This window comes from Nonomuraea sp. 3-1Str (genome assembly GCF_031570565.1).
Taxonomy (GTDB): Bacteria; Actinomycetota; Actinomycetes; order Streptosporangiales; family Streptosporangiaceae; genus Nonomuraea.
This window is the reverse complement of record NZ_JALHBK010000010.1, coordinates 186,423-213,213: the sequence shown is the minus strand read 5'-3', so window position 1 is coordinate 213,213 and position 26,791 is coordinate 186,423. Positions and strand designations below refer to the sequence as shown.

The 26,791-nt window shown below is 69.1% G+C and carries 25 protein-coding genes and 1 pseudogene; 6 read left to right on the top strand and 20 right to left on the bottom strand.

Going from position 1 to position 26,791, the window contains the following annotated elements; all coding sequences use genetic code 11:
- Positions 1 to 166: 166 nt before the first annotated feature.
- The gene (locus MTP10_RS18595) at positions 167 to 781 is read right to left on the bottom strand and encodes a winged helix-turn-helix domain-containing protein (RefSeq protein ID WP_310710729.1); all 615 of its coding nucleotides are present in this window, start codon (positions 779 to 781) and stop codon (positions 167 to 169) included.
- 99 nt (positions 782 to 880) lie between these two features.
- Between MTP10_RS18595 and MTP10_RS18590 the strand changes: the two genes are divergently transcribed.
- Together MTP10_RS18590 and MTP10_RS18585 are read left to right on the top strand one after the other, a co-directional pair.
- Positions 881 to 2,161: an MFS transporter gene (locus MTP10_RS18590; protein ID WP_310710728.1), complete on the top strand. Its 1,281-nt coding sequence runs from the start codon at positions 881 to 883 to the stop codon at positions 2,159 to 2,161.
- A gap of 730 nt (positions 2,162 to 2,891) precedes the next feature.
- Positions 2,892 to 4,256 (top strand): peptidoglycan DD-metalloendopeptidase family protein, encoded by a 1,365-nt coding sequence (locus tag MTP10_RS18585; RefSeq protein ID WP_310710727.1) that lies wholly within the window; start codon positions 2,892 to 2,894, stop codon positions 4,254 to 4,256.
- Between the two features lie 815 nt (positions 4,257 to 5,071).
- Here MTP10_RS18585 and MTP10_RS18580 read toward each other — a convergent pair.
- Positions 5,072 to 6,280, bottom strand: coding sequence for a hypothetical protein (locus MTP10_RS18580; protein WP_310710726.1), 1,209 nt, complete (start codon positions 6,278 to 6,280; stop codon positions 5,072 to 5,074).
- A 41-nt stretch (positions 6,281 to 6,321) separates the two neighbouring features.
- Positions 6,322 to 7,263, bottom strand: coding sequence for a tyrosine recombinase XerC (locus tag MTP10_RS18575; RefSeq protein WP_397207694.1), 942 nt, complete (start codon positions 7,261 to 7,263; stop codon positions 6,322 to 6,324).
- Positions 7,264 to 7,843: 580 nt separating this feature from the next.
- Between MTP10_RS18575 and MTP10_RS18570 the strand changes: the two genes are divergently transcribed.
- Entirely contained in the window at positions 7,844 to 7,987 is a 144-nt protein-coding gene (locus MTP10_RS18570; protein ID WP_310710724.1) for a hypothetical protein, read from the top strand.
- Positions 7,988 to 8,071: 84 nt separating this feature from the next.
- Here the strand turns inward: MTP10_RS18570 and dprA are convergent.
- The 17 genes and pseudogenes from dprA to MTP10_RS18485 form a co-directional block, all read right to left on the bottom strand.
- Positions 8,072 to 9,453: pseudogene (dprA, locus tag MTP10_RS18565) on the bottom strand (DNA-processing protein DprA).
- Between the two features lie 232 nt (positions 9,454 to 9,685).
- Entirely contained in the window at positions 9,686 to 11,221 is a 1,536-nt protein-coding gene (locus MTP10_RS18560) for a YifB family Mg chelatase-like AAA ATPase (RefSeq protein ID WP_310710723.1), read from the bottom strand.
- Complete coding sequence (locus MTP10_RS18555) at positions 11,222 to 11,575, bottom strand: YraN family protein (RefSeq protein WP_310710722.1); 354 nt, start codon at positions 11,573 to 11,575, stop codon at positions 11,222 to 11,224. It lies immediately after the preceding gene.
- Positions 11,576 to 12,063: 488 nt separating this feature from the next.
- On the bottom strand, positions 12,064 to 12,390 hold the full coding sequence (locus MTP10_RS18550; protein ID WP_310710721.1) for a DUF2469 domain-containing protein: 327 nt from the start codon (positions 12,388 to 12,390) through the stop codon (positions 12,064 to 12,066).
- A gap of 39 nt (positions 12,391 to 12,429) precedes the next feature.
- Positions 12,430 to 13,098, bottom strand: coding sequence for a ribonuclease HII (locus MTP10_RS18545; protein ID WP_310710720.1), 669 nt, complete (start codon positions 13,096 to 13,098; stop codon positions 12,430 to 12,432).
- A 54-nt stretch (positions 13,099 to 13,152) separates the two neighbouring features.
- Entirely contained in the window at positions 13,153 to 13,764 is a 612-nt protein-coding gene (gene lepB, locus MTP10_RS18540) for a signal peptidase I (protein ID WP_310710719.1), read from the bottom strand.
- On the bottom strand, positions 13,761 to 14,675 hold the full coding sequence (gene lepB, locus MTP10_RS18535) for a signal peptidase I (RefSeq protein ID WP_310710718.1): 915 nt from the start codon (positions 14,673 to 14,675) through the stop codon (positions 13,761 to 13,763). Before lepB (MTP10_RS18535) ends, lepB (MTP10_RS18540) begins: the two co-directional genes overlap by 4 nt.
- Before the next feature lie 141 nt (positions 14,676 to 14,816).
- Positions 14,817 to 15,179, bottom strand: a complete 363-nt coding sequence (rplS, locus tag MTP10_RS18530) for a 50S ribosomal protein L19 (RefSeq protein WP_310710717.1) — start codon at positions 15,177 to 15,179, stop codon at positions 14,817 to 14,819.
- A gap of 139 nt (positions 15,180 to 15,318) precedes the next feature.
- Positions 15,319 to 16,113: a tRNA (guanosine(37)-N1)-methyltransferase TrmD gene (gene trmD, locus MTP10_RS18525; RefSeq protein WP_310710788.1), complete on the bottom strand. Its 795-nt coding sequence runs from the start codon at positions 16,111 to 16,113 to the stop codon at positions 15,319 to 15,321.
- Positions 16,114 to 16,148: 35 nt separating this feature from the next.
- Positions 16,149 to 16,652, bottom strand: a complete 504-nt coding sequence (gene rimM / locus MTP10_RS18520) for a ribosome maturation factor RimM (protein WP_310710716.1) — start codon at positions 16,650 to 16,652, stop codon at positions 16,149 to 16,151.
- A 69-nt stretch (positions 16,653 to 16,721) separates the two neighbouring features.
- Positions 16,722 to 16,967: an RNA-binding protein gene (locus MTP10_RS18515; RefSeq protein WP_020546537.1), complete on the bottom strand. Its 246-nt coding sequence runs from the start codon at positions 16,965 to 16,967 to the stop codon at positions 16,722 to 16,724.
- A 1-nt stretch (position 16,968) separates the two neighbouring features.
- Positions 16,969 to 17,409, bottom strand: coding sequence for a 30S ribosomal protein S16 (gene rpsP, locus MTP10_RS18510; protein ID WP_310710715.1), 441 nt, complete (start codon positions 17,407 to 17,409; stop codon positions 16,969 to 16,971).
- Between the two features lie 449 nt (positions 17,410 to 17,858).
- Positions 17,859 to 19,415 carry a signal recognition particle protein gene (ffh, locus tag MTP10_RS18505; RefSeq protein ID WP_310710714.1) on the bottom strand — a complete coding sequence of 519 codons (1,557 nt, stop codon included), beginning with the start codon at positions 19,413 to 19,415 and terminating at the stop codon, positions 17,859 to 17,861.
- A 55-nt stretch (positions 19,416 to 19,470) separates the two neighbouring features.
- A complete protein-coding gene (locus tag MTP10_RS18500; protein ID WP_310710713.1) occupies positions 19,471 to 20,073 on the bottom strand; it encodes an ATP/GTP-binding protein in 603 nt (200 codons plus the stop codon).
- On the bottom strand, positions 20,054 to 20,362 hold the full coding sequence (locus tag MTP10_RS18495; RefSeq protein ID WP_310710787.1) for a DUF742 domain-containing protein: 309 nt from the start codon (positions 20,360 to 20,362) through the stop codon (positions 20,054 to 20,056). The genes MTP10_RS18500 and MTP10_RS18495 overlap by 20 nt, the downstream gene beginning before the upstream one ends.
- 119 nt (positions 20,363 to 20,481) lie before the next feature.
- On the bottom strand, positions 20,482 to 20,904 hold the full coding sequence (locus MTP10_RS18490) for a roadblock/LC7 domain-containing protein (RefSeq protein WP_175595890.1): 423 nt from the start codon (positions 20,902 to 20,904) through the stop codon (positions 20,482 to 20,484).
- Positions 20,901 to 23,813: a nitrate- and nitrite sensing domain-containing protein gene (locus tag MTP10_RS18485; protein WP_310710712.1), complete on the bottom strand. Its 2,913-nt coding sequence runs from the start codon at positions 23,811 to 23,813 to the stop codon at positions 20,901 to 20,903. The genes MTP10_RS18490 and MTP10_RS18485 overlap by 4 nt, the downstream gene beginning before the upstream one ends.
- A 406-nt stretch (positions 23,814 to 24,219) precedes the next feature.
- Between MTP10_RS18485 and MTP10_RS18480 the strand changes: the two genes are divergently transcribed.
- The 3 genes from MTP10_RS18480 to MTP10_RS18470 are packed head-to-tail and all read left to right on the top strand — an operon-like array spanning position 24,220 to position 26,755.
- Positions 24,220 to 25,206, top strand: a complete 987-nt coding sequence (locus MTP10_RS18480; protein WP_310710711.1) for an ABC transporter substrate-binding protein — start codon at positions 24,220 to 24,222, stop codon at positions 25,204 to 25,206.
- Positions 25,203 to 25,979: an ABC transporter permease gene (locus tag MTP10_RS18475; RefSeq protein ID WP_310710710.1), complete on the top strand. Its 777-nt coding sequence runs from the start codon at positions 25,203 to 25,205 to the stop codon at positions 25,977 to 25,979. Before MTP10_RS18480 ends, MTP10_RS18475 begins: the two co-directional genes overlap by 4 nt.
- Positions 25,976 to 26,755, top strand: a complete 780-nt coding sequence (locus MTP10_RS18470) for an ABC transporter permease subunit (protein ID WP_310710709.1) — start codon at positions 25,976 to 25,978, stop codon at positions 26,753 to 26,755. The genes MTP10_RS18475 and MTP10_RS18470 overlap by 4 nt, the downstream gene beginning before the upstream one ends.
- The last annotated feature ends 36 nt before the right edge of the window (positions 26,756 to 26,791 follow it).

Below are 26,791 nucleotides of genomic sequence, written 5' to 3'. Positions count from 1 at the left end.
GCCAACGGCCACCGCCCTGATGCCCCGAATCACGCCAGCCGGGCCAGGCCCGGACCGATGGTGTGATCCGTGACGGGGCATGCGAAGTCGGCCTGTGGTGACAGGCCACCGGAAAGTCTACCTTGCATGCCGCCCCCGCCTGACCGCCCCCGGTCAACCGGTCGCCTCACCCGGCTCCGTGGTCCTCCGTGGGGAGACCCGGCACCGGCCTCCGCACATGCGGAAACAGGTTGAACTGCGCCTCCGCGACCCGGGCCCCCGCCGGCGCCGCCTCGGGCGGCCGGTGGCGGGCGACGTACGGCCGAAGCAGCTTCTCGATCTCCTGCGCGAGCCGGGCGAGCTCCGCGGCGTCGACACGGAGAATGGTGCGCGCGAAGGTGGTGGCGTCACGCCACTCCGGCGGCTCCTGGTCGTGGTTGGCCAGAGCCCGCCGCGCCTCCTCGTCCGCCTCCTTGCGCAACGCCTCGATCAGCAGGTCCTTGGCCTCACGCACCTCCGGCCGGTCGTCGGGCAGCCGGCCGATGGCGAAGGACTTGTCCACCGCCTTCCACAGGCGCTCCCTCCCGTCCCCCCGAGGCGGCGCGTCCTCCACGAATCCGTACTTGGCCAGCATGCGCAGGTGATAGCTGGCCGCGCTGGGCGTGATACCCGCCCCCTCGGCGACGTCGGTGGCCGTGACGCTGCCTCCGGCGCCGAGCCGGTTGAGGATCGCCAGCCGTGCCGGATGCGCCAGAGCCCGCATCGCCCTGGGATCGCTGAGGCTCTCCATCTCCCGCGTCATGGGCACAAGGTACCCGGATCTGATGTGAAGCATTGCCTTCAGGACTGTGAAGCGTTACTTTCACATAGTATGAAGCGTTCCCTTCACACTTTTCCCGCTGTGACGCCCCTCCGGAAGCAGCGCGACTACCGCTTACTGTGGGGCGCCCGGACCGTCTCGGTCACCGGCTCGGAAGTGTCCAAGCTGGCGATCCCCCTCACCGCCGTCACGCTTCTCACGGCCTCTCCCGCCGAGATGGGCCTGCTCACGGCCGCCGCCTCGGTCCCCGCCCTGGTGTTCGGCCTCCAGACGGGCGCGATCGCGGACCGGCTCACCCGGCACCGCCCGGTCATGATCGCCTGCGAGCTGGTGGCGGGCCTGGCGGCGGCGACCGTTCCGGTGGCGTGGCTGCTGGGAACGCTGAACGTGATCTGGCTGATCGCCGTCGCACTCGTCGTCGGCACCGCGTCGGTGCTGTTCCGAGCCGTGAACTTCCCGCACCTGGCGGTCATCGTCTCCCCGGACCAGCGCACCGAGGCGATGGCGGGACTGCAGGCGTCCTACTCCGTCGCCTCGGTCGCCGGCCCCGGCCTCGCGGGGCTGCTCGTCCAGCTCGTCACGGCCCCGCTCGCCGTACTGGCCGAGGCCCTGTCGTTCCTGACGTCAGCCGTGCTGCTGCGCTCCATCCGCACCCCGGACCGTCACGAGCCGGCCCCGTCACGGGGCATGTGGCGTGACGTGACCGAGGGACTCCGCGTCAGCGCCACCCACCCCGTGCTCCGTGCCCTGCTCGGCGCGGGGGTCACGATCAACTTCTTCGCGATGACGTACATGGCCGTCCACATGCTCTACATGGTCAACACCCTCGGCATCCCCCAGGGCCTCATCGGGGCCCTCATCGCCTTCAGCGGTCTCGGCGGCCTGCTCGGCGCCTGGGTCACGACCCGCTTGGCCGGCCGCTACGGCGCGAACCGCGTCCTGCTCGTGTCCGTGCTGTTCTTCCCGGCGGAGGTCCTCATCGTCGGCCTGCTGAGCGGTCCGCTGTGGTGGAAACTGGCGGTGCTCGCCGTATCGGGAACGGTCACCGGCGGCATCGTGGTGGCTTTCTCCACCTGCATGGGCGCCATCATGCTCAACGAGGCCACGCCCGAGCTGAGGGGCCGCGTCAACGCCACGACGACGTTCGCGGTGCAGGGCGTCATGGCGCTGGGCGGGCTGGCGGGCGGCCTCCTGGCGGAGTGGGTGGGCCTCCGCGCCGTCATCCTCATCTCGGCCGCGGGCATCGCCCTCAGCACACTGTGGATCTGGGCCTCCCCTCTACGCCCGAGCCGTCGCGGCGCCCCCCACGGATCACATGACGCCACCTCGTCGACGGCCCGCCTGGACGGGCCTGCTGTGTGAGCGCCCGGGCCGGCGGTGAAGGCCCGCCCGGCTGCAGGCGCCCACTCCGCAGTGGTTCCGGCGGCGGCGCCACCACCTGGCCCGCATGCGCGACTGGCCCGCATGCCGCGCGTCTCACCGGCGGCGGCAGGCCGCACGAGGGCCGATCCGCTCTCCGGCCGCAGACCTCAACCCGGGCGAGCGCCCAGCGGTGTTCTCAGCCCGGCGCCTGTGCATAACCCACAGCCATCCACAGAACCACGTTCACCAGCTCGAACCGCGCCGTGCCCCCGCCAAACTGCCGGGCATGCCGACGCCTCCTCCCTCACACACCTCGCACCACACCGCCTCCAAGAGCGCACACCACAGGGGACCCAGTACGGCCGCCGCCGCTGCCGCCCCCCACCGCAAGACTGACGCACATCCCCAGCAGCGCAATGTCCGGCCAACCCGCGAACGCCACCTTCGCCACCTTCGCCCTCTTCGCGCCGTTGGCCCCCTCCGCCCCATGAACCGAAAGAGCACCGACCCTCCACGCCGATCAGGTGCCACGCCCATCCCCAGAAGCGACCACCCCCTGTGGCAGTACGAGATCTCGCGCGCCTCCGGAGCACCGGAGCACGAAGAGCCGCTCCACGACACGACCGGGCCTTCCCATGCTCACTTCGCTCCTGCGCAGACCCGGAACCGCGGCATACCGACCCGCCCGTTCCGGATATCCGGCAGGACCATGACCTCCGGCCGGATGGCCATGACCCTGGTGCTGCTCATCGTCCTCGTCTTCGTCCCGCTCCTCCCGGCGTCGCCCGCGGCAGCCGCTCCTGCCGTCTGGCGCTGGCCCCTGGACGGTCGCCCGCGGATCGTGCGCCACTTCGCCCCGCCCCTCGAACGCTGGCTGGCCGGCCACCGCGGCATCGACCTCGCCGCTCCACCCGCGGCCCCGGTCCTGGCCGCCGGCGCCGGCACCGTCCGTTACGCCGGCCGTCTCGCAGGCCGAGGCGTCGTGTCCGTCGAGCATCCCGGCGGCCTGCGCACGACCTACCTCCCCGTCACTCCCTCGGTACGGCGCGGCGAACACGTCTCCGCAGGGGATCCGCTCGGCGTATTGGAGGCTTCGGCGGAAAGCCATTGCGCAGAATCCTGCCTGCACTGGGGCCTCCTCCGGCCGCCCCACTACCTGGACCCCCTCCTGGTCCTGGGACAGGCCCGCGTTCGACTGCTCCCGTTCTGGGATCCCGCAGCACCGGGGGTGAACGTACGGTTCCCGCCCGACGCTCCCTCCGGAGCACGCCCGGAGACTCTCGACATGGGAGGAGAAGACACGCACGACGGATTGCCCCGTGCGACGCCGCCGCGCACCACCACCATGGGGCCGACCTGGCCGCACGACACCACTCACACCGAACCAAGCGGCCCGGCCGCCCTGCAAGCCCTCACCACCACACCGAGGGCCAACCGGGGAAGCAGTTCCCCAACGAGAACCCGCGCTGCCGCCGCCTCTCAGACCCTCATCACCCTGGCGCATCGGGAGCAGAGACGCACAACAACCACCAAGAACCACAAGCACACCGACACCCCCACCGAGGCGCACACCGCCACCCATGCCGTCACTGATCCAGTCGCCTCCACCGCCACCGACGCAGAGACTGACACCGGCACCGTCGTCGCTGAGACCGCCGCTGAAGTCATCCGGAGCGCCGACGAGGTCCGGGATAGCGCGGAGGACTCAGAGAGCGCGGAGAACTCGGTCAGCGCTGAGGTCGCCGACGGTGGGCGAGTCCGTAGCGCCGGGGCCGGCGCGTCCCCGTTCGTTCCCGAGCATCCCCGCCTGCTCTTCACCGCACTGGACAACCCGTTGCCGTGCACATCACCACACAACACACCTCAAACGCCGAGTTCGGCCTCCACCGTGTGGTCTCTACGGTTCCCGCACGGTCCCGCCGCAGCCCCCGCCGCGGCCGCCCTGGGCACGGCCATGTTCCTCGCCTGCATCCTCCTGGTCGTACTGCTGCGTCATCGCAAACCAAGCCGCCAAAGGAAGCCACGGCAGAGACCGGCACGAGGCACTCACCGAAAGCCTCAACGCGCGCGAACGAACAGCACCGCACGAAGGTGAGGCAACATCCCGCTCACCAGCAACGCTGCGAGCGACCCCCATGCCAGCGGAATGGCCATGGCCGGCCCTCGACTCCCCTCCCATGCGCTGTCCCCAACATGGCTCCGCACGCCGCACACCCCGTGGACGCAACCCTCGGGCGGCTGCCGGCGGCCTCCCGTACCCGTTTCCACCGCCTGCCGCAACGCTGCCTCCGCCACAACACCACCGACGCCACCTGCCCGAAACCCACCCCCACCCACCGCGAGCGGTGAGGCGGAGAGGCGGTGAAGCGATCGACGCAAGCAGGTCGGCGCGGAGCTGGCCGACCTGGGTGTACGGATCTCCAGGATGATGGGGAGTCCCGCGCTCAAAGATCAGGCGGGGAAGGCGTTCGCGAGCCTGCAGCGCGACGGCGCGATGGTGTTCCGGCTGGTCAGGGACACCCCCGAACACACAGCCGCGCTCCAGCTGGCCGGGGCGTCCCTGTTCGACCCCTCGGGACAGGGCAGGACGGTGAAGGACTGTGTGGTCGCGCCCCACTCCTCGGCCGGAGAAATGGACGGATCTGGCCGAGGCCGCCCTCAGCCGCCCACGCTGATCAGTAGGCCACCTCGACAGTGTGGCGGTGGGTGCCTGCTTCGGGCAGGACGCGGAGCACGGCGTCGGCGAGCCAAGGTAAGCCCAAAAGCCGCGGCCGTCATGAGACTGGCCTTGCTGGACGCAGGCTAACCGCGCGCGGGAGCCCAGATCGAAAGTCGAGGCGGACGCGCCCGTTCGATCAAGGCCGCCTTCTCACCGGGTAGCCCCGTGCGGCCTTCCAGCGATCGGCCGGGCTAACGCCGCCTGAGGAAGAACGCCTGCGCATTGTCTGTCTTTCCGTTGATGGTGCCCACCGACCACAGGTCAGATGTTCCCGGGATCGTGGTGGTGTTGACGTTGCTTTCAGCAGCGCCGCGGCGGTCCTCGCGCGTCCACTTCTCGCCGTCGTAGTGAAGGAAGACGATCTCATCGGCCGGGCCGATGCCGCTTGCCCACATATTGTTCTTGCCCCCGGCTGTGACGCTGGTCAGGGAGACGTTCCAGGCGGGCAGTTTCACGCGCTTCCAGGCGACGCCGTCCCAGTGCATGACGAGCGGAACAGCAAGGACATTACTTCTGGTCTTCTCAATACATTCGCCCGACTGGCGGTCCCGCTCTTCTTCGCTTGGGGAGATCTCTCCGACGGCCCACACGTCCTCGGGGTCGGTCTGCCAGACGCTCTTCAGTACCCCGCCGCGTATGTGGGGGATGTTCCCGTCGTTCATGTTCCAGTTCGTGTGCGCCGGACCCGTGTGCCAGATCTCCGGTGTGACCCCCTCGCATTTCAAGTGGTCTGTGGCGCCGACGATCCACTCGTGACCGCTCTTGAACGAGACCGCGTTCATCCTGGTGCCGTCACCAACCGAGTCCATCGAGAACTTCCTGCCGTCCCAGTGGACGACGAAGGGGAGTTCGGGGCCGTCACCGAGCAGCACCGCACGGCCTTTGTCTACGGCGATGTCCCTGAAGAAAAAGTTCTCGGCGATTCCGAACGGCTCGAAGGTCGTCCAGCGGCCGCCGCTTCGTCGGGCGAGCTTGGAACCAGCGGAAATCCATACGTCATCCTGGCCGTCCACGTCGAGCGCGCTGAGGAATTCCAACTTGTGCCACGGCAACGGAATGCGGGCCCAGGTCGAGCCGTCCCACCGCATGAGGACGCCCCAGCCCAACTCGTCGTCCGCGCTGTCTTCGAACCCGATGGCCCACGCGTCACGCGATCCAAGCGCCTTCACCTCGATCATCCCCGAGCCCCGCGTGAGCGTTGGGACCTTGATGTCCTTCCACCGCCTGGACTGCTCGATCGGGTTACCCAGTGTTGGCGATGTGATGGGCGCGGCAGAAGCGGTGGCCGCCGGAGAGATGGGAGGAGTGGGGGACAGAACGGCCCCGGGCGTCTCACCCGAACATGCCGCCAGCACGCCCAGGAAGGCAACCATCGCCGCCATACGCCACATGATCGTCATGCTCGGGCATTCTTCCTGCCCGCGATGACGCTCGCCCCGCATTAGGCGCGTGGGTGGGCCTGACGGTAGGCGGCGCGCAAGCGGTCGATGGAGACATGGGTGTAGATCTGCGTGGTGTTGAGTGACGCGTGGCCGAGCAGTTCCTGGACACTGCGGAGGTCGGCGCCTCCTTCCAGCAGGTGGGTGGCTGCACTGTGTCGAAGGCCGTGGGGGCTCAGGTCGGGCGTGCCCTCCAACATTCTCAGCCGTCCGTGTACGGCTCTGCGGACTGTGCCGGGGTCGATGCGGCCGCCTCGGATTCCCAGGAAGAGCGCCGCCCCCGAGTGGGTGCGGATCCACAACGGCCGACCGTGTACGCACCAGCGATCCAGGGCCCGCAGGGCGGGGCCGCCGAAGGGTACCGACCGCTCCTTGCGACCTTTGCCGAGCACCCGGATGACATTGCGATCGCGGTCCACGTCGTCCACGTCCAGCGCGCACAGTTCGCTCACCCGTACACCCGTCGCGTACAGCAGCTCCAGGATCGCCTGGTCCCGGAGTTCTTTGGGGTCGTCGGTCGTCGGCAGGTCCAGAGCGGTCCGCGCTTGGCTCTGGTCGAGCACCGCGGGGAGGGTACGAGGCGCCTTGGCACTGCCGAGCAGCAGACCCGGGTCATCCGGCAGCCAGCCTCGGCGGTGACAGTAAGCGGTGAACGTACGGGCGCACGCGGTACGCCGCGCGAGAGTCGCCCGCGCCTTTCCCTCGGCGTGCTGGCCGGCCAGCCATTCCCGCAGCGTGGCGATGTCCAGACAGTCGAGCCGGCCGTCGAGGTGCGCCATCAAGGAAGCGACATCCGACAAGTAGGCCCTGACCGTGTGCGGTGAAAGGTCTCGTTCGAAGCGCAGGTACCTGTCGAATTCGGCGACGACTTCGTCGAGGTTCGCTTCCTGACTCACTTCATCCCCATGGTCAGCATCGGACGCATCGGCAGCTATGGCACCCATCATCGCGCCTCGTGCCCGATCCGGGCCAATACTCACCGACCCGGCGACCCAGCTGAGACAGCGCTCGACTCGTCGCCCCCAGGGTGGCTCAATCCTGGTGGGCCGATCCTGGCGGGCCGATCCTGGCGGGCGGCCAACACGGGAGAGGACCCGATCCTGGCGGGGGACCAACACGGGAGAGGACCCGATCCTGGCGGGAGACCAACACGGGCGAGGACCCGATCCTGGCGGGAGACCAACCCTGGCGAGGAACCGGTCGTGATGGATGGCTCGATCCCGGCCGGCCCCAACCCTCACCGAGCCCCACCCTACGAGCCTGAATCCCCGGCTCAGCCTGACTTGGGGACCTGCATCCTGGCGGATGGCTCGGAGTTGTGTCAGCGGGAGTGGCCTACGAATTTGGCCTGGTGGCAGCCGTGGCGTTGTGAAATGAAGACGGCCATCGCGTGATCCTCCGAAGGGCAAAGTGAAGATCGAAGGAGACGGCGATGGCCGCGGACACCAGTGTGACGCCTGAGCGATGGCCGCCCAGGCAGAACGAGACCGGGGACCCCCACTTGTTGCGATCCAGGGTGAAGCCATGGGTGCGTTGATGTCGGCCGAGGCCGAAAGCCTGCGCGGGGCCGCACGTGGCTGGCGCAGCAACGAGCTAGCCAAACAGCCGCAACAGATACAGGGGCCGGAAGTGGACACCCGCACCTCCACGATGGCGTCCGCAATCTGAACACTGCGCCAGGGCTCCTACGCGTCAGTGCTCAACCTGCGGGCAGGCTCGCCTCACACGAGTCGCTCAACCCTCGGGAACGGCTCAACCTTCCCGAGCAACCCCACTTTCGCGCGGAGGCGCGCCCCTTGGGGTGGATTCGACATTCGGGGGCAAATCAACACGCGCGGCCAGTTCGACGCTCGTGGGTGGCTCGACGCCCGATGCCGGTGCGACGCTCGACATCGGTACAACGCTCGACATCGGTACGACACTCGACGCCGGTACAACGCTCGACGCCGGAACGACGCTCGACGGTGGCTCGATGAAAGTGTCTGCGCCTGTGGAATCGGCCGGGTCGGGGAGGGTGGTGTCCGCTTTGCGGTACGAGGCGGAGGCTCGGCGGAGGCGCCAGCCCTTCTCCACGCGTTCGATGTAGCCTGCTGCGGCCAAGCCGCCGAGGGCGCTGAGGGTCGCGTCCAGCGAAACGCCCGCTGACAGGGCGATGCCGGCCGGGCCGGTGCCGCCCCTGGACGGGACGGCGTCCAAGACCTTTCGGGTGACCTCGCTCAAGGCGTCTCTCGGAACGGCTGGGCCGCGCGCGCAGGGAGCGAGGTCGCCTCCGATCGTGCCCACCAGCTCGATCACTTCCTCGGGCGTCGTGACGCAGGTCGCCTTACGTTCGCGCAGGAGATGGTGGCATCCGGCGGACAGCGTGGACGTGACCGGGCCGGGCACGGCGGCGAGGTGGCGGTTCAGCCCGAGGGCATGGGTGGCCGTGTTGAGGGCGCCGCTTCGGAGCGCCGCCTCCACGACCACGGTGCCGCGTGAAAGCGCGGCGATCAGCCGGTTGCGGATCAGGAAGCGGGCACGCGTGGGGTGTACGCCGGGCGGGCACTCGCTGACGATCACCCCTTGGTCACGGACGGCCGCGAACAGCTCGTGGTGACCGCGGGGGTACGAGATGTCGACACCGCAGGCCAGGACGACGACCGTCGGGGTGTCCGAGGCGAGCGCCCCCGGTGGGCCGCGCCGTCCACGCCGTAGGCGCCTCCGGAGACCACGGTCCAGCCGTCCTCTCCCAGTCCGAGTCCGAACTCGGCTGCCACGTGCACCCCGTACGGCGTCGCCGCCCGGGCGCCGACGATCGCCACGGAGCGCAGGCAGGAGAACCGCAGATCCACCGTGCCGTGCAGCCACAGACCCAGTGGCCTGGCGGCGCCGAGCTGGTCAAGTTGGGTGGGCCATTCCGGGCTCCCGGGCACGATCAGCCGCGCTCCGAGCCGCTCACCCGCCACCAGGTCGGCCTCCGGCGCCCCCGCCGCATCCGCCGCGGCCAGGCGGGCATGCCAGGTGCTCAGCCGTTGATCGAGTTTGGCCGGGGGCTGATGCTGTGCCTCCTGCGCCGCAAACTCCGGAGGTATCGTCCGCTCGCGGATGGCACGGACGGCCGCTGGTGTGCCGGAGTGGGCCACAAGGCGGCCCATCATCGTGTCTCCGGCGTCGGCGACACGCATGAGTGCGGCCCTCGCCTCGAGTTCGGCACTGTTCATGATCGTGGTGTGACCTTGCCTGCGCTGGTGGGACAGGGAATCGCCTGCGCCGATGGGATGAGGAAATGGGTCGAATGTTCTAGGGGGAGCCGGTGGTGGTCCTCTGCCGTTCCCATGCCCATGGTGTGGATGTCGCCGGTCTCAGCATGAGGAGGGGACGCTGGTGTCATGAGTTCAACCCCATCCACAGGGCCAGGGCGGTGCCGGTTTCGTCGGGGCCTGGTTGGGGTTTGCCGGCGAGGTCGGCGAGGGTCCAGGCGACTCTGACGACGCGGTCGAGGCCGCGGGCGCTGAGTGCGCCTGAGTCGAGGCAGGACGCGACCTGCTTCATCGCCTCGTCATTGGGCCGATAGTCGGCGTGCAGGGCGGCGGACGGGATCTCGGCGTTCGTCCGCCATGGAGTGCCGGACAGGCGTTCGGCCGCCCGTTGCCGGGCGCCGAGGACGCGGGCCGCCACGGTCGCGCTCGACTCGACGAACTGACGGTCTGCCATCAACTCGCGCCGGGACGAACGAGCCACGGTGACCTTCATGTCGATGCGGTCGATGAGGGGGCCCGAGAGCCGGCCGAGGTAGCGGCGCTTGATCGTGGGGGTGCAGGTGCAGCTGCCGGCTTTGTCCTGCGGTTGGGCGCATGGGCAGGGGTTGGCGGCCAGGACCAGGATGAACCTCGCGGGGAACGTCACCGACCCGGCGGACCGCGACACCGTCACTTGACCCGACTCCAGGGGCTGGCGGAGTGCATCGAGCACATGGCGCGGGAACTCCGGAGCCTCGTCCATGAACAGCACTCCCCGATGGGCCAGGGAGACGGCGCCCGGTCGCACGATGGTGCTGCCTCCGCCCACGATGGCGGCGGAGGTGGCCGTGTGGTGCGGGCTCACGAGCGGCGGTCTGTTGACCATGGGGCTGTTGGACGGCAGGACTCCGGCCACGGAGTGGATGGCCGTCACCTCCAGCGCGTGGTCGAGCTCCAGATCCGGCAGAAGGGTGGGCAGGCGCTCAGCCAGCAGCGTCTTGCCGGTGCCGGGCGGACCGAGCATCCAGAGATTGTGCCCACCGGCCGCACAGACCTCCAGGGCCCGGCGCGCGACAGGCTGGCCGACGACGTCCGACAGGTCGACGGCCGGGGAGACCGTGGGCCGTACCGGGTCCGTGAGATCGAACGGGAGGGGCTCCGGTGGCGGGTCTCCCTTGCGCAGCCACTCCACGAGCTGTCGCAGGTCGGACACAGGCATGATCTTCACGTCGGGGACCAGGGCGGCCTCCGCAGCGTTGGCCGAGGGGATCACGACAGTGACCTCGCCGTGCTTGGCGGCGCCCAGAACGGACGGCAGCACGCCGCGTACGGGCCTGAGCCGCCCATCGAGGCCGAGCTCCCCCAGGAAGAACGGCTCGGCGATGCGCTCGGCCGGTATCACACCCGCGGCGCCGAGGATGGCGACGGCGATGGCGAGGTCGAACTGGCTGCCTCGTTTCGGAAGGCTGGCCGGGAACAGGCTCACCGTGATGCGAGCGTCGGGCCAGGGGTAACGGCTGTTGACCATGGCCGAACGGACCCGCTCCCGGGCCTCGAACAGCGCCGTGTCGGGCAAGCCGATGAGGTGGATGCCGGCCAGACCGTTGCCGACGTCTGCCTCCACCTCGACGCTGCGGCCGGACACACCGACCAGCGCCACGCTACGGGTACGTGCCACGGCCATCTAGACCGCCCCCCGGACATGGAGAAGGGAGTAGTCGCCCGCGAAGCGCTCCAGCGCGATCACATCGACCCGCACGGTCTCGAATCTGCGCGGCTGGCCCGTCAGCCATTGGGCCGCGAGCATTCTGAGCCGGCTCAGCTTGGCCGGTCGTACGGACTCCAGGGCGGTGCCGTGGGAGCGGCCCGATCGGGTCTTGACCTCGACCACGACCAGGGTGGGGCCGTCTTCGGCGATGATGTCGATCTCGCCGTGACGGCATCGCCAGTTGCGGTCGATGATGGTGAGTCCCTCGGATGTGAGGTAGTCGGCGGCGAGTTGCTCGCCGTGTCTTCCGAGCTCGTTCTTCGTGGCCATGTGGCAGCACCTCCGGGCACCGACTTTCGCGGATGGGAGGTGGCGGGGTGGGGCCGAACGGGGTTCTGGGGATAGGGGGCAGGCGGGGGATAACGGCTGTGGACAAGGGGCCGGAGGTGGCGGACGCTGGCGAGCGGCGGAGCTGGGGGAATCCCCCTGAAGGAGCCTGGGGGAATCCCCCTGAATGAGCCTCCGGTCGCGAGTGAGCACGTGAATGAGCGGCCGGTGTCGGTCGGCGTGGAAGCGAGCGGCCCGTGAGGCGAGCAGGCCACCGGGGCGGGCGAGCGTGGGGGCGAGCGGCCCGTGGGGGCGAGCGCCCATGGGAGCGAGCGGCCCATCGGAGCGAACTGCGCAATACATAGACGAAAGGGGCGCCACATGTACGAAAGGGGCGCCCCAATCCAGGGACGCCCCGTGTGATCACCCGGCGGTCGCACCCGCACCGCCGTCGAGGCAGCGGCAGGTGCGGGCGCAGGGCCCGGTGCAGGTCAGCCGGAGGAGAAGCCCTCCTTGGGCATTTCCAGGTCGGCCTTGGCGAGTTCCTCCACGTTGACGTCCTTGAACGTGACGACGCGGACGTTCTTCACGAACCGCGCCGGCCGGTACATGTCCCACACCCACGCGTCCTGCATCTTCACGTCGAAGAAGACATCCCCGTTCTCCGCGGTGCGGACGTCGAGGTCGACCGAGTTGGTCAGGTAGAAGCGCCGCTCCGTTTCCACGACGTAGGTGAACAGCCCGACGACATCGCGGTATTCGCGGTAAAGCTGCAGCTCCATCTCGGTTTCGTACTTTTCGAGATCTTCTGCGCTCATCGCGGTCCTCCTGTCGTACCGGTCCCCCGGTGTGCCCGGTCAGACAACCCCGGCCCCCCATTCATTCTCGCCCATCTCCCTGGCCACCGTGACGAACGAGTAACGGTGGTGCGGACATGGGCCATGCGTCTCCAGAGCCCTGCGGTGGCCGGGCGTCACATACCCCTTGTGGTCGGCGAACCCGTACACCGGGAACTCGCCGTCCAGCTCCACCATCATCCGGTCCCTGGTCACCTTGGCCACGATCGACGCGGCCGCCACGCAGGCGGCCACCTGGTCCCCCTTCCACACGGCCAGCGACGGCGCCGGCAGCCCGGGAACCGGGAAGCCGTCGGTCAGGATGTACTCCGGGTCACAGGTCAACCGCGCGACGGCGCGCCGCATTCCGGATATGTTGCTCCGGTGCAGCCCCCGCGCGTCGATCTCGGTAGGCGGGATGACGACGACGCCCACGTGGGCGGACCGTACGATCTGCTCGTACAACCGCTCTCGTACGGCCGGCGACAGCAGCTTGGAGTCGCCCAGCCCGTCGATCTGTTTGCGCAGGACGACCGCGGCGACGACCAGCGGTCCGGCGCAGGCTCCCCGACCTGCCTCGTCGACTCCCGCGATCGGGGTCAGGCCGCGGCGCGCGAGCGCCCTTTCGTAGGCGTACAGTCCGGAGTCACGCCGGATGACGCTGGGCCGGGGGCGGAACGCAACTGTCATGACAAGAGGCAGCGTACGCCCCAATGGCCGCGAACCGCGAGCGGAACCCCGGCCCTACTTGACGTTGCCGAAGGTGTCGGGCTTGGTGAAGATCAGCCCGCGCGACAGCGGCCAGTAGCGGACGACCGCCGTGCCGATGACCGCGTCCTCGGAGATGAACCCGCCTCCGGGCTCTTCCACATGGGCGCGCGAGTCGCGTGAGTTGCTGCGGTGGTCGCCCATCAGCCAGAGCTTGCCCTGCGGCACCGTGTACTTGAACGATTCACCGGAGGGGTTGTCACCCGGGTAGAGGTAGGACGACTCCTCCAGGGGTGTGCCGTTGACCGTGACGCGCCCCTTGGAATCGCAGCAGGCCACCTTGTCGCCGCCGATGCCGATGACCCGCTTGATGGTGTCCTCGTTGCCGTCCGCGTCCCAGCCCTTGAAGACGACGATGTCGCCCCGCTCGGGCTTGCCGGCGAGCTTGTTGACGAAGACCCGGTCGTTGATCTCCAGGGTGTTCTCCATCGAGCCGGACGGGATGTAGAACGACCCGATCACGAACTGCTGGAGCACCAGCGCGATGCCCACGCCGAGGATGAGCAGCAGGACGGTCTCGCGGAGGCCGCCGCCCTTCTTCTTCGGCTTGTCGCGCCCGGCCTCCGACTTCTTGATGCCGACCATCATCGTCTCCAGGGGAGCTCGGCGCCGTCGTCGGCGCGGCGCGGACGACGAAGCCGCAGGGCGCCGGGCAGCCGTCGCCGGCGGATCAGGAACAGGGGTGTGGCCAGCGCGAACCCGGCGAGCAGCGGAGCCGAGTCGCCCAGCGCCTGCAGGGCCGGCTGCGCGAAGGTGGCGGGGATGTCGAGCGTGGTGGCGCGGGGGAACGGCCAGACGATGACGAACGCCCGTCCGATGACCTGGCCGACGGGGATGGAGCCGCCCCCGGGGTCGCCCGTGTGCCACCGCGAGTCCAGCGAGACGGACCGGTGGTCGCCCATCACCCACAGGCGCCCCTTGGGCACCGTGATGTCGAACGGCTCGTTGGAGGGCTTGACCCCCGGGTACAGGTAGGAGCCCTCGTCGATCGCGACGCCGTTGACCGTGATCCGGCCCTTGTCGTCGCAGCACTTGACGTGGTCGCCGCCCACGCCGATGACCCGCTTGATGTAGTCCTTCTCGCCGGGCACCACGCCGAAGGCGGTGCCGACCCAGCGGAAGAAGGCGGCGATCGGGTTGGAGGGCTCCTCCATCTCGAACTCGCCGTCCCAGGAGTCGACGCCGGAGAAGACCACGACGTCGCCGCGCTCGATGTCGCGCGTGTGGTAGACGAGCTTGTTGACCAGGACCCGGTCGTTCTTGAGGAGAGTGTTCTCCATCGACTCGGACGGGATGTAGAAGGCCTGGATCACGAAGGTCTTGATGATCAGGGCCAGCACCAGCGCCACGACGACCAGGACAGGCAGTTCTTTCCAGAACGACCCTTTTTTGTCCTTTTTATCGCCTTTTGCTGGCTTCTGTGTCTCTTCCGCGACCACGTCCACCTCGTCCTCGACAGGGCGGCGCGACGCGCCGTGCTCCTGGCTCTCACTACTCATCGCTGACGAGCCTAGATGATGCGCCGGCTCGACAGGCCTCGACCGACGTTACACCCGGGCCCGAGTCGCTCCGCATAAGGAAACGCCCCGGTAAAGCCGAATGGCCCGCGGAGAACGCGGGCCATTCGGCTGAAGCTGGACTTACTTGGCGGGGGTCGCGTCACGCTTCTCGCGGATGCGGGCGGCCTTGCCGCGAAGGTCACGCATGTAGTAGAGCTTCGCACGGCGGACGTCGCCGCGGGTCACGAGCACGATCTTCTCGATGACCGGGCTGTGCACCGGGAAGGTGCGCTCGACGCCGACGCTGTAGCTGACCTTGCGGACCGTGAAGGTCTCGCGGGCGCCGCTGCCCTGGCGGCGCAGGACGAAGCCCTTGAAGACCTGGATACGGGAGCGGTTGCCTTCGACGACGCGCACGTGCACCTCGAGCGTGTCACCGGGACGGAAGTCCGGCACGTCGCTGCGCAGGGTCGTCTTCTCGAGCTCCTGGATCTTCGTGTGCATGAGAGATGTCCTCAAAGTCTCGCGAGCACGCGGAGGTCCACCCGGCCTGAGCTCGCGGCGGACACGCTTGCTGATGTGATCGACGCCCAGGAGTCTCTCCCGGGCATGGCAGACCAACCACGTGATGGTTGGCAACGCTTCAGTGTGCCATATCTTCCGGCCCGACGCGAAACGCCAGGTCATCGAGCAGCTTGCGATCGTGCTTGTCGAGGGTCGCGGGGTCGATCGCCGCCGCCAGCTCGGGCCGGTTGGCGACGGTACGGCGCAGCGCCTGGTCGCGGCGCCACCGGGCCACCTTCCCGTGGTGCCCCGACAGGAGGACGTCCGGGACCTCGTGGCCGCGCCACACCGGCGGCTTGGTGTAGACGGGGCCTTCGAGCAGGTTGCGCATGGCGCCCGGGGCGAAGGAGTCGTCCACGGCCGAGTGGGCGTTGCCGAGCACGCCCGGCAGGAGCCGGCCGACCGCCTCGACCATGACCAGCACCGCCACCTCGCCGCCGGCCAGCACGTAGTCGCCGATGCTCAGCTCGTCGACGCGCATCCTGGCGCCGTACTCGTGCATGACCCGCGAGTCGATGCCCTCGTAGCGGCCGCACGCGAACAGCAGCCACGGCTCGGCCGCGAGCTCCTGCGCGATCTCCTGGGAGAACGGCCGGCCGCTGGGCGTCGGCACGATCATCCGCGGTGTCCCGTGGGAGGCCGCGCCGCCGCCGACGACCGCGTCGATGGCCTCACCCCATACCTCGGGCTTCATGACCATGCCGGGTCCGCCGCCGTACGGGGTGTCGTCGACGGTCCGGTGCACGTCGTGCGCCCAGTCGCGCAGCTGGTGGACCCGCACGTCCAGGGTGCCGCGCTCGCGCGCCTTGCCGATGAGCGAGACGTCGAGCGGGGAGAAGTACTCGGGGAAGATCGAGATGATGTCGAGCCGCATGCCCGGAGGCGTACGCCCGTCGTGCGGATCCGTGGTCATGACAGCAGCCCCTCGGGGGGATCGATCACGAGCCTCCCGCCACGCACGTCCACCTCGGGCACGAGCGCGCGCACGAACGGGACGAGCGCGTCGTCCTGGCCCGGCCGGGCGATGACGAGCAGGTCCTGGCCGTGGTGGAGGACGTCGGTCACCTCACCGACCGGCTCTCCCGCGGCCGTCACCACGGCGAGACCGATCAGCTCGTGGTCGTGGAACTCGTCGGGGTCGTCGGACGGCTCCACCTCGGCCGAGTCGATGACCAGCATGGTGCCGCGCAGCCCCTCGGCCGCGTCGCGGTCCTCCACCCCGGCGAAGCTGATCAGCAGTCCGTCCTTGTGCCAGCGGCGGCCCTCGATGACGAGCGGCCCTCTGGCGGGCGGGTCGGTGGCGATCGCCGCGCCGACGGCGAAGCGCAGCTCGGGATCGTCGGTGCGCACCTCCACGGTCACGTCACCACGGATGCCGTGCGGGCGGCCTATCCGGCCGACGACGAGCTGCACGAGTACCTGCCTTCTCTCACGCGAGCGCCCCCATCGGAACGAGACCGATGAGGGCGCGAATTCCTGACGCTAACGGACTGCTTCGTCCAGGTCGAGCAGATCGACCCGTACGTACTTCCCGTCGGCCAGGGCGTTCACCACGGTGCGCAGCGCCTTGGCGGTGCGCCCGCCGCGACCGATGACCTTGCCCAGGTCCTCGGGGTGCACCCGGACCTCCAGGACGCGCCCGCTGCGGATGCGGCGTGCGCGGACCCGGACATCGTCGGGATGTTCGACGATGCCCTTCACGAGGTGCTCGAGAGCCTCCTCGAGCACGTCAGGCCTCGCCCTCGGTCTGGGTCTCGGCGGCGGCCTCGGCGTCGTCCTTCTTCTTGGCCTTCTTCGGCGTGGTGGCGGCCGTGCCGGTGTCGCCACCGGACAGGGTCTCCTTGGCCGCGGCCTCGTAGAGCGCGTGGCGGTCGGGCGCCGGCTCGGCGACCTTCAGCGGCGCAGGGGCGGGCTCGCCCTTGAACTTCTGCCAGTCACCGGTGAGCTTGAGCAGCTTCAGCACCGGCTCGGTCGGCTGCGCGCCGACACCCAGCCAGTAGGCCGCCCGCTCGGCGTCGATCTCGATGCGCGAGGGGTTCTGCTTCGGGTGGTACAGGCCGATCTCCTCGATCGCCCGGCCGTCACGCTTGGTGCGGCTGTCGGCGACGACGATACGGTACTGAGCGTTGCGGATCATGCCGAGCCGCTTGAGCTTGATCTTGACTGCCACGGGTGTGGTCTCTCCTGCTTTAGAGCGCGGGTGAGCGACGCCTCGTCGAGTGGGGCACGACAGGACGCTCGCTCCAGGGACAGGCGTGGCCGCCGGGAGGTGAGAGGGCACCCGACTGGTCACGATGTTCCAACATGTCATTCTGCCAGATCCAAGACACTGCCAGCGACACGACGCGCACGTCCCGGCCACGCTCGCCCTGCGAGGGGCCTCCCTCGACCGGTGGCATGGAGAAACCCGCGGGCGCCCCTCGGGTGGCCCCGGCGACCCGGACGGGAGCGAAACGCCGGACGCGAGAACGGGGCCGCATCGGCGGACGGGCGGCGGGCGCCGGACGCGAGGACCGCGGCGGCTCCCCCGGCGCCGCGGCTCCGGGTCGGAGGTGGCCCGCCGTCCGCGCACATGCCGGCGCCGCTCCCCGAGGCGATCCGGGGAGCGGCGCGGAGGCGCTACTTCTGGCGGGGCAGGTTGAGCTTGGTGGGGTCGAAGCCCGGCGGGAGCTCCATCCCCGGCGGCAGCTTGCCGCCGAGGTTGCCCAGCAGGCCGCCCGGCTTGGGCGCGGCGGCCGGACCGTCGGTGTCGGCGGCCTGGGCCTTGCCCAGCGCGGCCTTGCGCGGGTCGCCGCTGACCCGGCGGCCCTTCTTGGCCTTCTTCTGCCCCTTGGCGGCCTTGCCCCGGCCGCCCGGCATGCCGGGGATGCCCATGCCGCCGGCTACCCGCTTCATCATCTTCTGGGCCTCGAAGAAGCGGGTGACGAGGTTGCTGACGGCGGTGACCGTGACGCCGGAGCCGGCGGCGATGCGGGCGCGCCGCGAGCCGTTGATCATCTTCGGGTCCTGGCGCTCGGCCGGGGTCATCGAGCGGATGATGGCGGCGATGCGGTCGAGGTCGCGGTCGTCGATGGCGTTGAGCTGGTCACGCATCTGCCCCATGCCGGGCATCATGCCGAGCAGGTTCTTGATGGGGCCCATCTTCTGGACCATCATCATCTGCTCGAGGAAGTCGTCCAGGGTGAAGTTCTCGCCCGAGGTGAGCTTGCCCGCCATCTTGGCGGCCTGGTCCTCGTCGAACGTCTTCTGCGCCTGCTCGATCAGGGTGAGGATGTCACCCATGTCGAGGATGCGGGACGCCATCCGGTCGGGGTGGAAGGCGTCGAAGTCCTCGAGCTTCTCACCGGTGGAGGCGAACATGATCGGCCGGCCGGTGATGTGCCGGACCGAGAGGGCGGCGCCGCCGCGGGCGTCGCCGTCGAGCTTGGTGAGGACGACTCCGTCGAAGCCGACGCCCTCCATGAACGCCTGGGCGGTGGTGACCGCGTCCTGGCCGATCATGGCGTCGACCACGAACAGGACCTCGTCGGGCGAGACCGCGTCGCGGATGTCGGCGGCCTGCTTCATCATCTCCTGGTCGATGCCCAGGCGACCGGCGGTGTCGATGATGACGATGTCGTACTGCTGCCGCCGGGCCTCGTCGATGGAGCGGCGGGCCACCTCGATGGGGTCGCCGACGCCGTTGCCCGGCTCGGGCGCGTAGACGGCGACCTGCGCGCGCTCGCCCATGACCTGGAGCTGCTGGACGGCGTTGGGCCGCTGGAGGTCGGCGGCGACCAGCATGGGCACGTGGCCCTGCTCGCGCAGCCAGCGGGCGAGCTTGCCCGCCAGCGTGGTCTTTCCGGCGCCCTGGAGGCCGGCGAGCATGATGACCGTCGGCGGCGTCTTGGCGTAGCGGAGCCTGCGGGTCTCGCCGCCGAGGATCTCGATCAGCTCGTCATTGACGATCTTGACGACCTGCTGCGCCGGGTTGAGCGCCTGGGAGACCTCGACGCCGCGGGCGCGCTCCTTGACCTGGGCGACGAATGCCTTGACCACCGGCAGCGCGACATCGGCCTCGAGCAGCGCGATGCGGATCTCGCGGGTGGTGGCGTCGATGTCGGCGTCAGACAGCCGACCCTTGGATCGGAGGGAGGAGAAGACCGATGTCAGCCGGTCGGAAAGCGTCTCGAACACGTGGTTGGCCAGTCCTCGAAGCGAATGTAGGTCTGAACTCAGCCTAGCCGCTCCGTCAGCCGCTCCAGCCTGGCACGGCCATCCGTACCGTGAGCGCGTGTTCGACGAGGTTGATCAGCGCGCTCTTGACCGAGTCCTTGGAGCGCGCGTCCAGACGCACCAGCGGGATGTGCGGCGCCAGCGTCAGCGCATCCCGCACCTCCGCATCGGCATGCCCGTACTGACCGTCCCAGCCGTTGATGCCGACGATGAACGGGAGCTGGGCCTCCTCGAAGTAGTCGATCGCCGGGAAACTGTCGGCCAACCGGCGGGTGTCCACCAACACCACCGCCCCGATCGCCCCCCGCACCAGGTCATCCCACATGAACCAGAACCTGTGCTGACCCGGCGTCCCGAACAGATACAGGATCAAATCCCGATCCAACGACACCCGCCCGAAATCCATCGCCACCGTCGTGGTCGACTTCAACGGCGTCATCCCCAGATCATCGATCCCCACCGACGCATCCGTCATCACCGCCTCGGTCGTCAACGGCATGATCTCCGACACCGCACCCACGAACGTCGTCTTACCCACACCGAACCCACCCGCCACGACAATCTTCGTCGACGTGAGACCCGGAGACGACACACCAGGACTAGAGCCTGCGAAGTCCACTGAGCACCCTTTCCAGCAGGTTGACATCCGGCCGACCCGCATCCAGCTGCGGCTGATGCACCCGCACCAACCCCTCCGCCGCCATATCCGCGATCAGCACCCGCACCACACCCAACGGAATACGCAACAACGCCGACACCTCAGCCACCGACCGAACCTGCCGACACAACTGACTAATCGCCTGATACTCCGGCGTAATATGCGAAAACTCCCTCGGCTCAGCCGTCGCCGACGACACCAACGCCTCCATCGCCAACTTCACCCGCGGCGCCGTCCGCCCACCCGTCACCGCATAGGGACGGACAGGGGATGCCGGGTCCGAGTGGTGCTGCTGATGATGCTGCTGCTGATGCGGGGGGAAGGGAGGCTCCCAGCCGCCGCTGTTCCATCTTGGGTCTGTCACTCACATCACCTGGACTGACTCGCACGCAACTCCGCGCGTACCGCCGGAGTAAGCACCTGACCGGCACGATCCACCATCAGCGTCATCTGATACGCCACCAACCCCATGTCGCAGTCCGGGGCCGCCAGAACCGCCAGACACGAGCCGTCACTGATCGACATGATCAGCATCAGCCCCCGCTGCATCTCCACGATCGTCTGGTTGACCACACCACCCTCGAACACCCGCGCCGCACCCTGCGTCAGGCTCACCAACCCCGACGCGATGGCCGCGAGCTGGTCCGCCCGGTCCGGCGGGAAACCCGCCGAGGCGGCCAGCGGCAGACCGTCGGACGAGACGACCACCGCGTGCGCCACCCCGGGAACGGTGTTGACGAAGTCCGTGATCAGCCAGTCGACACCGCGTGCCCCATGACTGAAGTCGTTCATGCGCCCTCCTCCCTGTTGTCGACGGGCCCGGTGCCGGACGAGTAGGTCTTGCCTTCGCTGATGTCGTCACGCGCGGCCCGGAAGCCCTGCTGGAAGCTGGACAGCCGGCTGCGCACCCGGTCCGGGGAGACCGCGGGCATCGGGGCCACCGCCTTGGGCGCCGACGCCGAGTCGGCCGAGCCCGGCACGAGGTTGGCCTTGGGCACCCGCTTGGGCAGACCGGACGCGGTCGCCCCGTCACGCACCGGCTCCACCACCGCCTCGGCGGCGCTCCACCCGGCGTCGGCCTTCGAGGAGCCCCAGCTCGCGCCGGACTCCCCGTGGTCGAACCAGGCCGACTCGACCGAGGCGAAGATCGGCAGGAACTCGTCGCCCGCGGAGGCGGGCTTGACCGCCGGCATGGGGCCGGTGGCCGCGGCCTCGGTCTCGGGGAAGTCGTACCTGGGGCGGGGGGCGACGCTCGTCTCGCCCCGGTCGGCGAAGCTCCAGGTGCTCTGCTGCTCCCCGCTGTTCCAGCTCGGCTGGTGGTCGCCGCTGTTCCAGCTCTGCGGCTGGTCGGCGGTGGGGCGCTTGGGCAGCCCGCCGCCGGTTCCGTCGCTCGGCCAGGAGCCACCGGTGTTGCGGGCGGGGACCCAGACGTCCGAGGTGTCGTAGCCGGCGCCCATGCCCGCGCCCTGGGACGCGCCGGCGCTCGTGGCGCGCGGCTCGGAGGGCCAGCCGCCGACGTCGGAGGGCCACTGCGGCATGGAGGGCACGGAGGGCCAGGCGCCGCCGGAGTCACCGGGGCCGGACGGGTAGTTGCCCGAGGAGTACGACGGGTGGCCGGGTCCCGGCTGGTAGCCGCCCGCGGGCCACTGCGCCATGGGCGGGGCCGTGGGGACGGGGGCGGCCGAGGCGTACGCCTCCTCGCGGACACCCCCGGCGGCGCCGGCTCCGGGGTAGGCCGGAGGCTGGTTGCCGAGCAGCGACTCGGGGATCAGGACCATGGCGGTCAGTCCGCCGCCGCCGTGCGGGCGGAGCTGGACGCGGATGCCGTGGCGGTGGGCCAGGCGGGCGACCACGAACAGGCCCATGCGGCGGGAGACGGAGACGTCCACGGTGGGGGCGTCCACGAGCCGCTCGTTGGCCTGGACGAGCTCGTCCTGGGTCATGCCGATGCCGGAGTCGGTGACGGAGAGCATGACGCCGCCGCCGTCGATGCGGCTGCCGGAGACGGTGACGCGGGTCTCGCGCGGGGAGAACGACAGGGCGTTCTCGACCAGCTCGGCCAGCAGGTGGATGACGTCGTTGACGGCCTGACCGGCGACGGAGACGCCGTCCGGCACCTGGAGGACCACCCGCTCGTAGTTCTCCACCTCCGACAGCGAGGCGCGGGCCACGTCGACGAGCTTGACCGGCTGGCTCCAGCGACGCGGCGGATCCTGCCCCGCCAGCACCAGCAGGTTCTCACTGTTACGCCGCATACGAGTGGCCAGATGGTCCAGCTTGAACAGGTTCGCCAACCGGCTCTCATCCTGCTCACCCTGCTCCAGACCATCGATCAACGTGATCTGCCGCTCCACCAACGTCTGACTACGCCGCGACAGGTTCACGAACATCGCATTCACATTGCTGCGCAGCCGCGACTCCTCACCCGCCAACCGCACCGCCTCACGATGCACCTCATCGAACGCCCGCGCCACTTCACCGATCTCGTCGCTGGAGGAGACCGCGATCGGCGGCACGCGGATCGACTTCGCGTCGACCTCGCCGTCCCGCAGGTTCCGGACGAGCTCGGGCAGCGTCCGGCTGGCGACCTTGAGCGCGTCTCCGCGCAGGCGGCGGAGCGGCCGGACGAGCGAACGGGCCATGATGGAGGTCATCGCGAGGACCATGAGCAGCAGCACGGCGACGATGACGATGTTGAGTCCGGCCAGCTGCTTCTCGCCGCCCTGGATGTCGGCGCTGCGCGTGGCGATCTGCTCCGACAGCGACTTCTGCACCGCGTGGAGCCGGTCGATGGTCTCCGTCATGGAGTCGAACCAGCGGTTGACGTCGCTCGCCGTCGCGGGGTCCAGCCGGCGCAGGGACACGCCGGTGCTGTGGAGCAGCACCGCCCTGCTCGCGTACAGCTCGCTTCGGCCGATCTTCTGGCTGGCGACCGTGTTGTCGTAGAACTGGCGCTGGGCCGGCGTGGCCACGGCGCGGAAGGCGGAGCGCTCGCTGAAGCGCCGGGAGCGGGCGTCGAGGAAGGCGTTGAATTCGGTCTCCAGGAAGGAGCCCCGGACGAGGGCGATCGTCAGCAGACCCCGCTGCTGGGACGCCTCCTCCTCCGTGCGCGCGACGGCGCGCACGGCGGCGCTCGCCGCGATGAGCTGCTCGTCCGTCGAGCCGTTGCTCAGCTCGTCGAACAGCTGCAGGATTTCGGCGATGGTCTCCGAGTACTTCTCCATGGTGGGAAGCGGCGGGAGCTGCGACTTGGTCACGGTCTGGCGCAGGGAGGCCAGCTGGCCGAGCCGGGTGCGGGTGTTCGTCAGCGTCTTCTTGCCCAGCTCCGACAGCGACGGCTCGGCCACCGTGGCGACCGGGAAGACGCGTTTCACGCTGGCGTCCACGACCAGTTGCTGGCGCCTGAACTGGTCGCCCTCCTGTGACCTGCGGCCCGAGGCGACGAAGCGCGCCGCCATGTCCCGTTCGAGCGCGAGGTCGCGCGACAGCTCCCCGAGCTGGGACACCAGGGCGCCCACGTCGCTGTACCGCTGGTACTGCTCGGCGCTGCTGATCGACCCAGTGACCCGCAGGGCGCCGAAGAGCACGGCGACGATGGTCGGGACGGCGATCAGCGCGATGAGGCGGGTGCGGACACGCCAGTTACGCAGGGCGAACGCGCTGCCCGGGTTCGGCAGCTCCGCCGGCACGTCATCGGCCACGGACGGTCCCGGGACGTCGGGATCCCTACGACCGGGCTCGGTCGTTGTCGTCGTCACTGGTGGCAACCTCTCGCCATGGGCCTGCTTGGGTATGAGCGGCATCGTCACGCCAACGAGATGATCGCAGGCTAGTTCGCCCCAATTTGAGCACAAACCTCAGTGATGAGCCAACGCCTCAGGCTTTCCATCGTTCCAACGGCGACTCTGCGTGTCCGACTACCGGACTAGGAACACACGGCAGGGATATATCGGATTTGCCAGGATATTGTTCTCAAATCTGACATATAGCGGATATCACCATATAGGGGGTATAGCGCTTCAGCTCTGATCTTCTCTCCGGTACGCTTCACGCCCGGCATCCAAAGGTGCCCATCTCCAGAAGCTTCCCCTGGTAGGAGAACCCCCCATGAGACGCATACTGCGCTGTCACGCCGTCGCCCTGGGCGTAGCAGCCGCACTTACCCTTGCCGGTTGCAGCGGGGCCAGTGATGCCCCCACCACGGCCTCCGGTGGCAAAGGGTTAGAGAAGACCACGATCAAGGTCGGGGCCCTGCCCATTCCGGACGTCGCGCCGCTGCACATCGCCATTGCCAAGGGATATTTCAAGGACGAGGGCCTCACGGTCGAGCCAGTGGTCATCACCGGTGGCGCTGCGGCCATCCCGATGATCAAGAGCGGCGCCCTGGACATCTCCCAAGGTAACTACGTCTCGGCCTTCCTCGCGACCAGCAAGGGCGAGAAGCTCAAGATGATCGCCGACATGTACCAGGCCGGCCCCAACACCTTCAACATCATGGTCCCCAAGAACTCGCCGATCAAGACGGTGGCGGACCTCAAGGGCAAGACCGTCCTGGTCAACAACCTCAAGAACGTCGCCCAGCTTGCGGTGACGACGCAGCTGAAGGTGGCCGGGCTCAGCGAGACCGACGCCAAGTTCGCGGAGAAGCCGTTCCCGGAGATGGCCAACGCCATCAACAGCGGGCAGGCCGACGCCGGCTGGATGACCGAGCCGTTCATCACCGCCACGCAGACCCAGCTCGGCTTCCGCAAGCTCGCCGACACGATGACGGGCCAGATGGAGGACTTCCCCATCGCCGGGTGGATGGCCACCGACGAGTGGACGCAGAAGAACCCGAAGACCATGGCGGCCTTCCAGCGGGCGATCGCCAAGGCGCAGACGCTCGCCTCCAGCGACCGCAAGGAAGTGGAGAAGGTGCTGCCGACCTACACGAAGATCGACGCCCAGACGGCGTCCGTCATCACCCTGGGCAGCTACCCGAGCGAGCTGAACGAGAACCGGCTGCAGAAGGTGGCCGACCTGATGCTCGAGTACAAGTACCTGGAGAGCCCGGTCGCCGCCAAGTCGATCATCGTGACGGCTGCCAGCGGATGATCGGAGCACGGCTGCTCCGCGGCCTCGCCGGCGCCGCGGGGTTCCTCGTCGCCGGCGAGCTGGTCATCCGTTTCGCCCTGAGCAGTGATCTGATCTTCCCCCCGCCCTCGGTGGTGCTGTACGAGGCGGCGCGCCTGCTCGGCGACGCCGACTTCCTGGCGGGGGCGGTCATGACCCTCCGGAACTGGGCGCTCGGTCTGCTGATCGCCGTCGTGGTGGCCGTCCCGCTGGGAGTGCTGCTGGGCGCTCTCTCCCCCGTGGAGCGAGCGGTACGGCCGCTGCTGGAGTTCATGCGGCCGATCCCCTCGGTCGCGATCATCCCCCTGGCGATCCTGCTGATCCCGCTGGACATGGCGATGAAGGTCTCCGTCATCGTCTACGCGTCCGTCTGGCCGATCCTCATCAACACCCTGTACGGCATGCGCGACGTCGACCCGGTGGCCAAGGACTCGCTGCGCAGCTTCGGGTTCGGGCCGCTGGCGGTGCTGCGCCGGGTCAGCCTCCCCAGCGCCGCGCCCTTCGTCGCGACCGGTGTCCGGATCGCCGCGGGGATCGCGCTCATCCTGGCCATCAGCGCCGAGCTGCTGGCCGGAGGCACCGGTGGGATGGGGGTCTTCGTGATCCAGGCCGGAACGGGGAACAGAACGGACCTGATGCTGGCGGCGACGTTCTGGGCGGGTGCCCTGGGGCTGACCGCCAACGCGATACTGCTGGCCGCGGAGCGCCGTCTGTTCCACTGGCACCGGATGCGGACGGGGGCGCGAGCGTCGTGAAGGTACTGTCCAGGCTCTGGTTCGTCCCCGCGGTGATCGTCGTGTGGGAGATCGTCACGCGGATGATCGGAGACACCGACTTCCCGCCGCCCTCGGCGATCGTGCTGCGCATGCAGGAGATGTGGTTCTCCGGGCCCGCGTCCCGGCTGTTCCTCACCGATGACGCGATCGCGAACATCGTGCCCAGCCTGCAACGCATGTTCGGCGGCTGGCTGCTGGCCGCTGTGATCGGCATCACGGTGGGAGTGGTCCTCGGGCGCTCGCGCGTGGCGGCCGACTATTTCGACCCGCTCTTCGAATTCGGTCGCGCCATCCCGCCGCCCCTGCTGCTGCCGCTCTTTCTCGTGCTGTTCCACGCGGGTCTGCAGATGCACCTCGCCACGATCGTGTTCGGGGTGATCTGGCCGGTGCTGCTCAACTCCATCGACGGCGCCCGCGCCGTGGACCGCACCTACACCGAGACGGGCGTGGTCTTCGGCCTGTCGAGGGCCCAGCGCCTGCGGGTGATCGTCATTCCGGCCGCGTCCCCCAAGATCTTCGCGGGGCTGCGCCTCAGCCTGTCGCTGGCGCTGATCCTCATGGTCATCTCGGAGCTCTTCGGCAGCACCGACGGCATCGGCTACCAGCTGCTCCAGGCTCAGCGCGGATTCGACACCCCGGCCGTCTGGGCGACGATCGCCCTGCTCGGACTTCTCGGCTACCTCGCGAACGCGCTGTTCGTGCTCATGGAGCACCGCGTGCTGGTCTGGCACCGGCAGGCCGGCCGAACCATGTGAACGCCGAGCCCCGCCAACCCGCAGATCCACGTACCT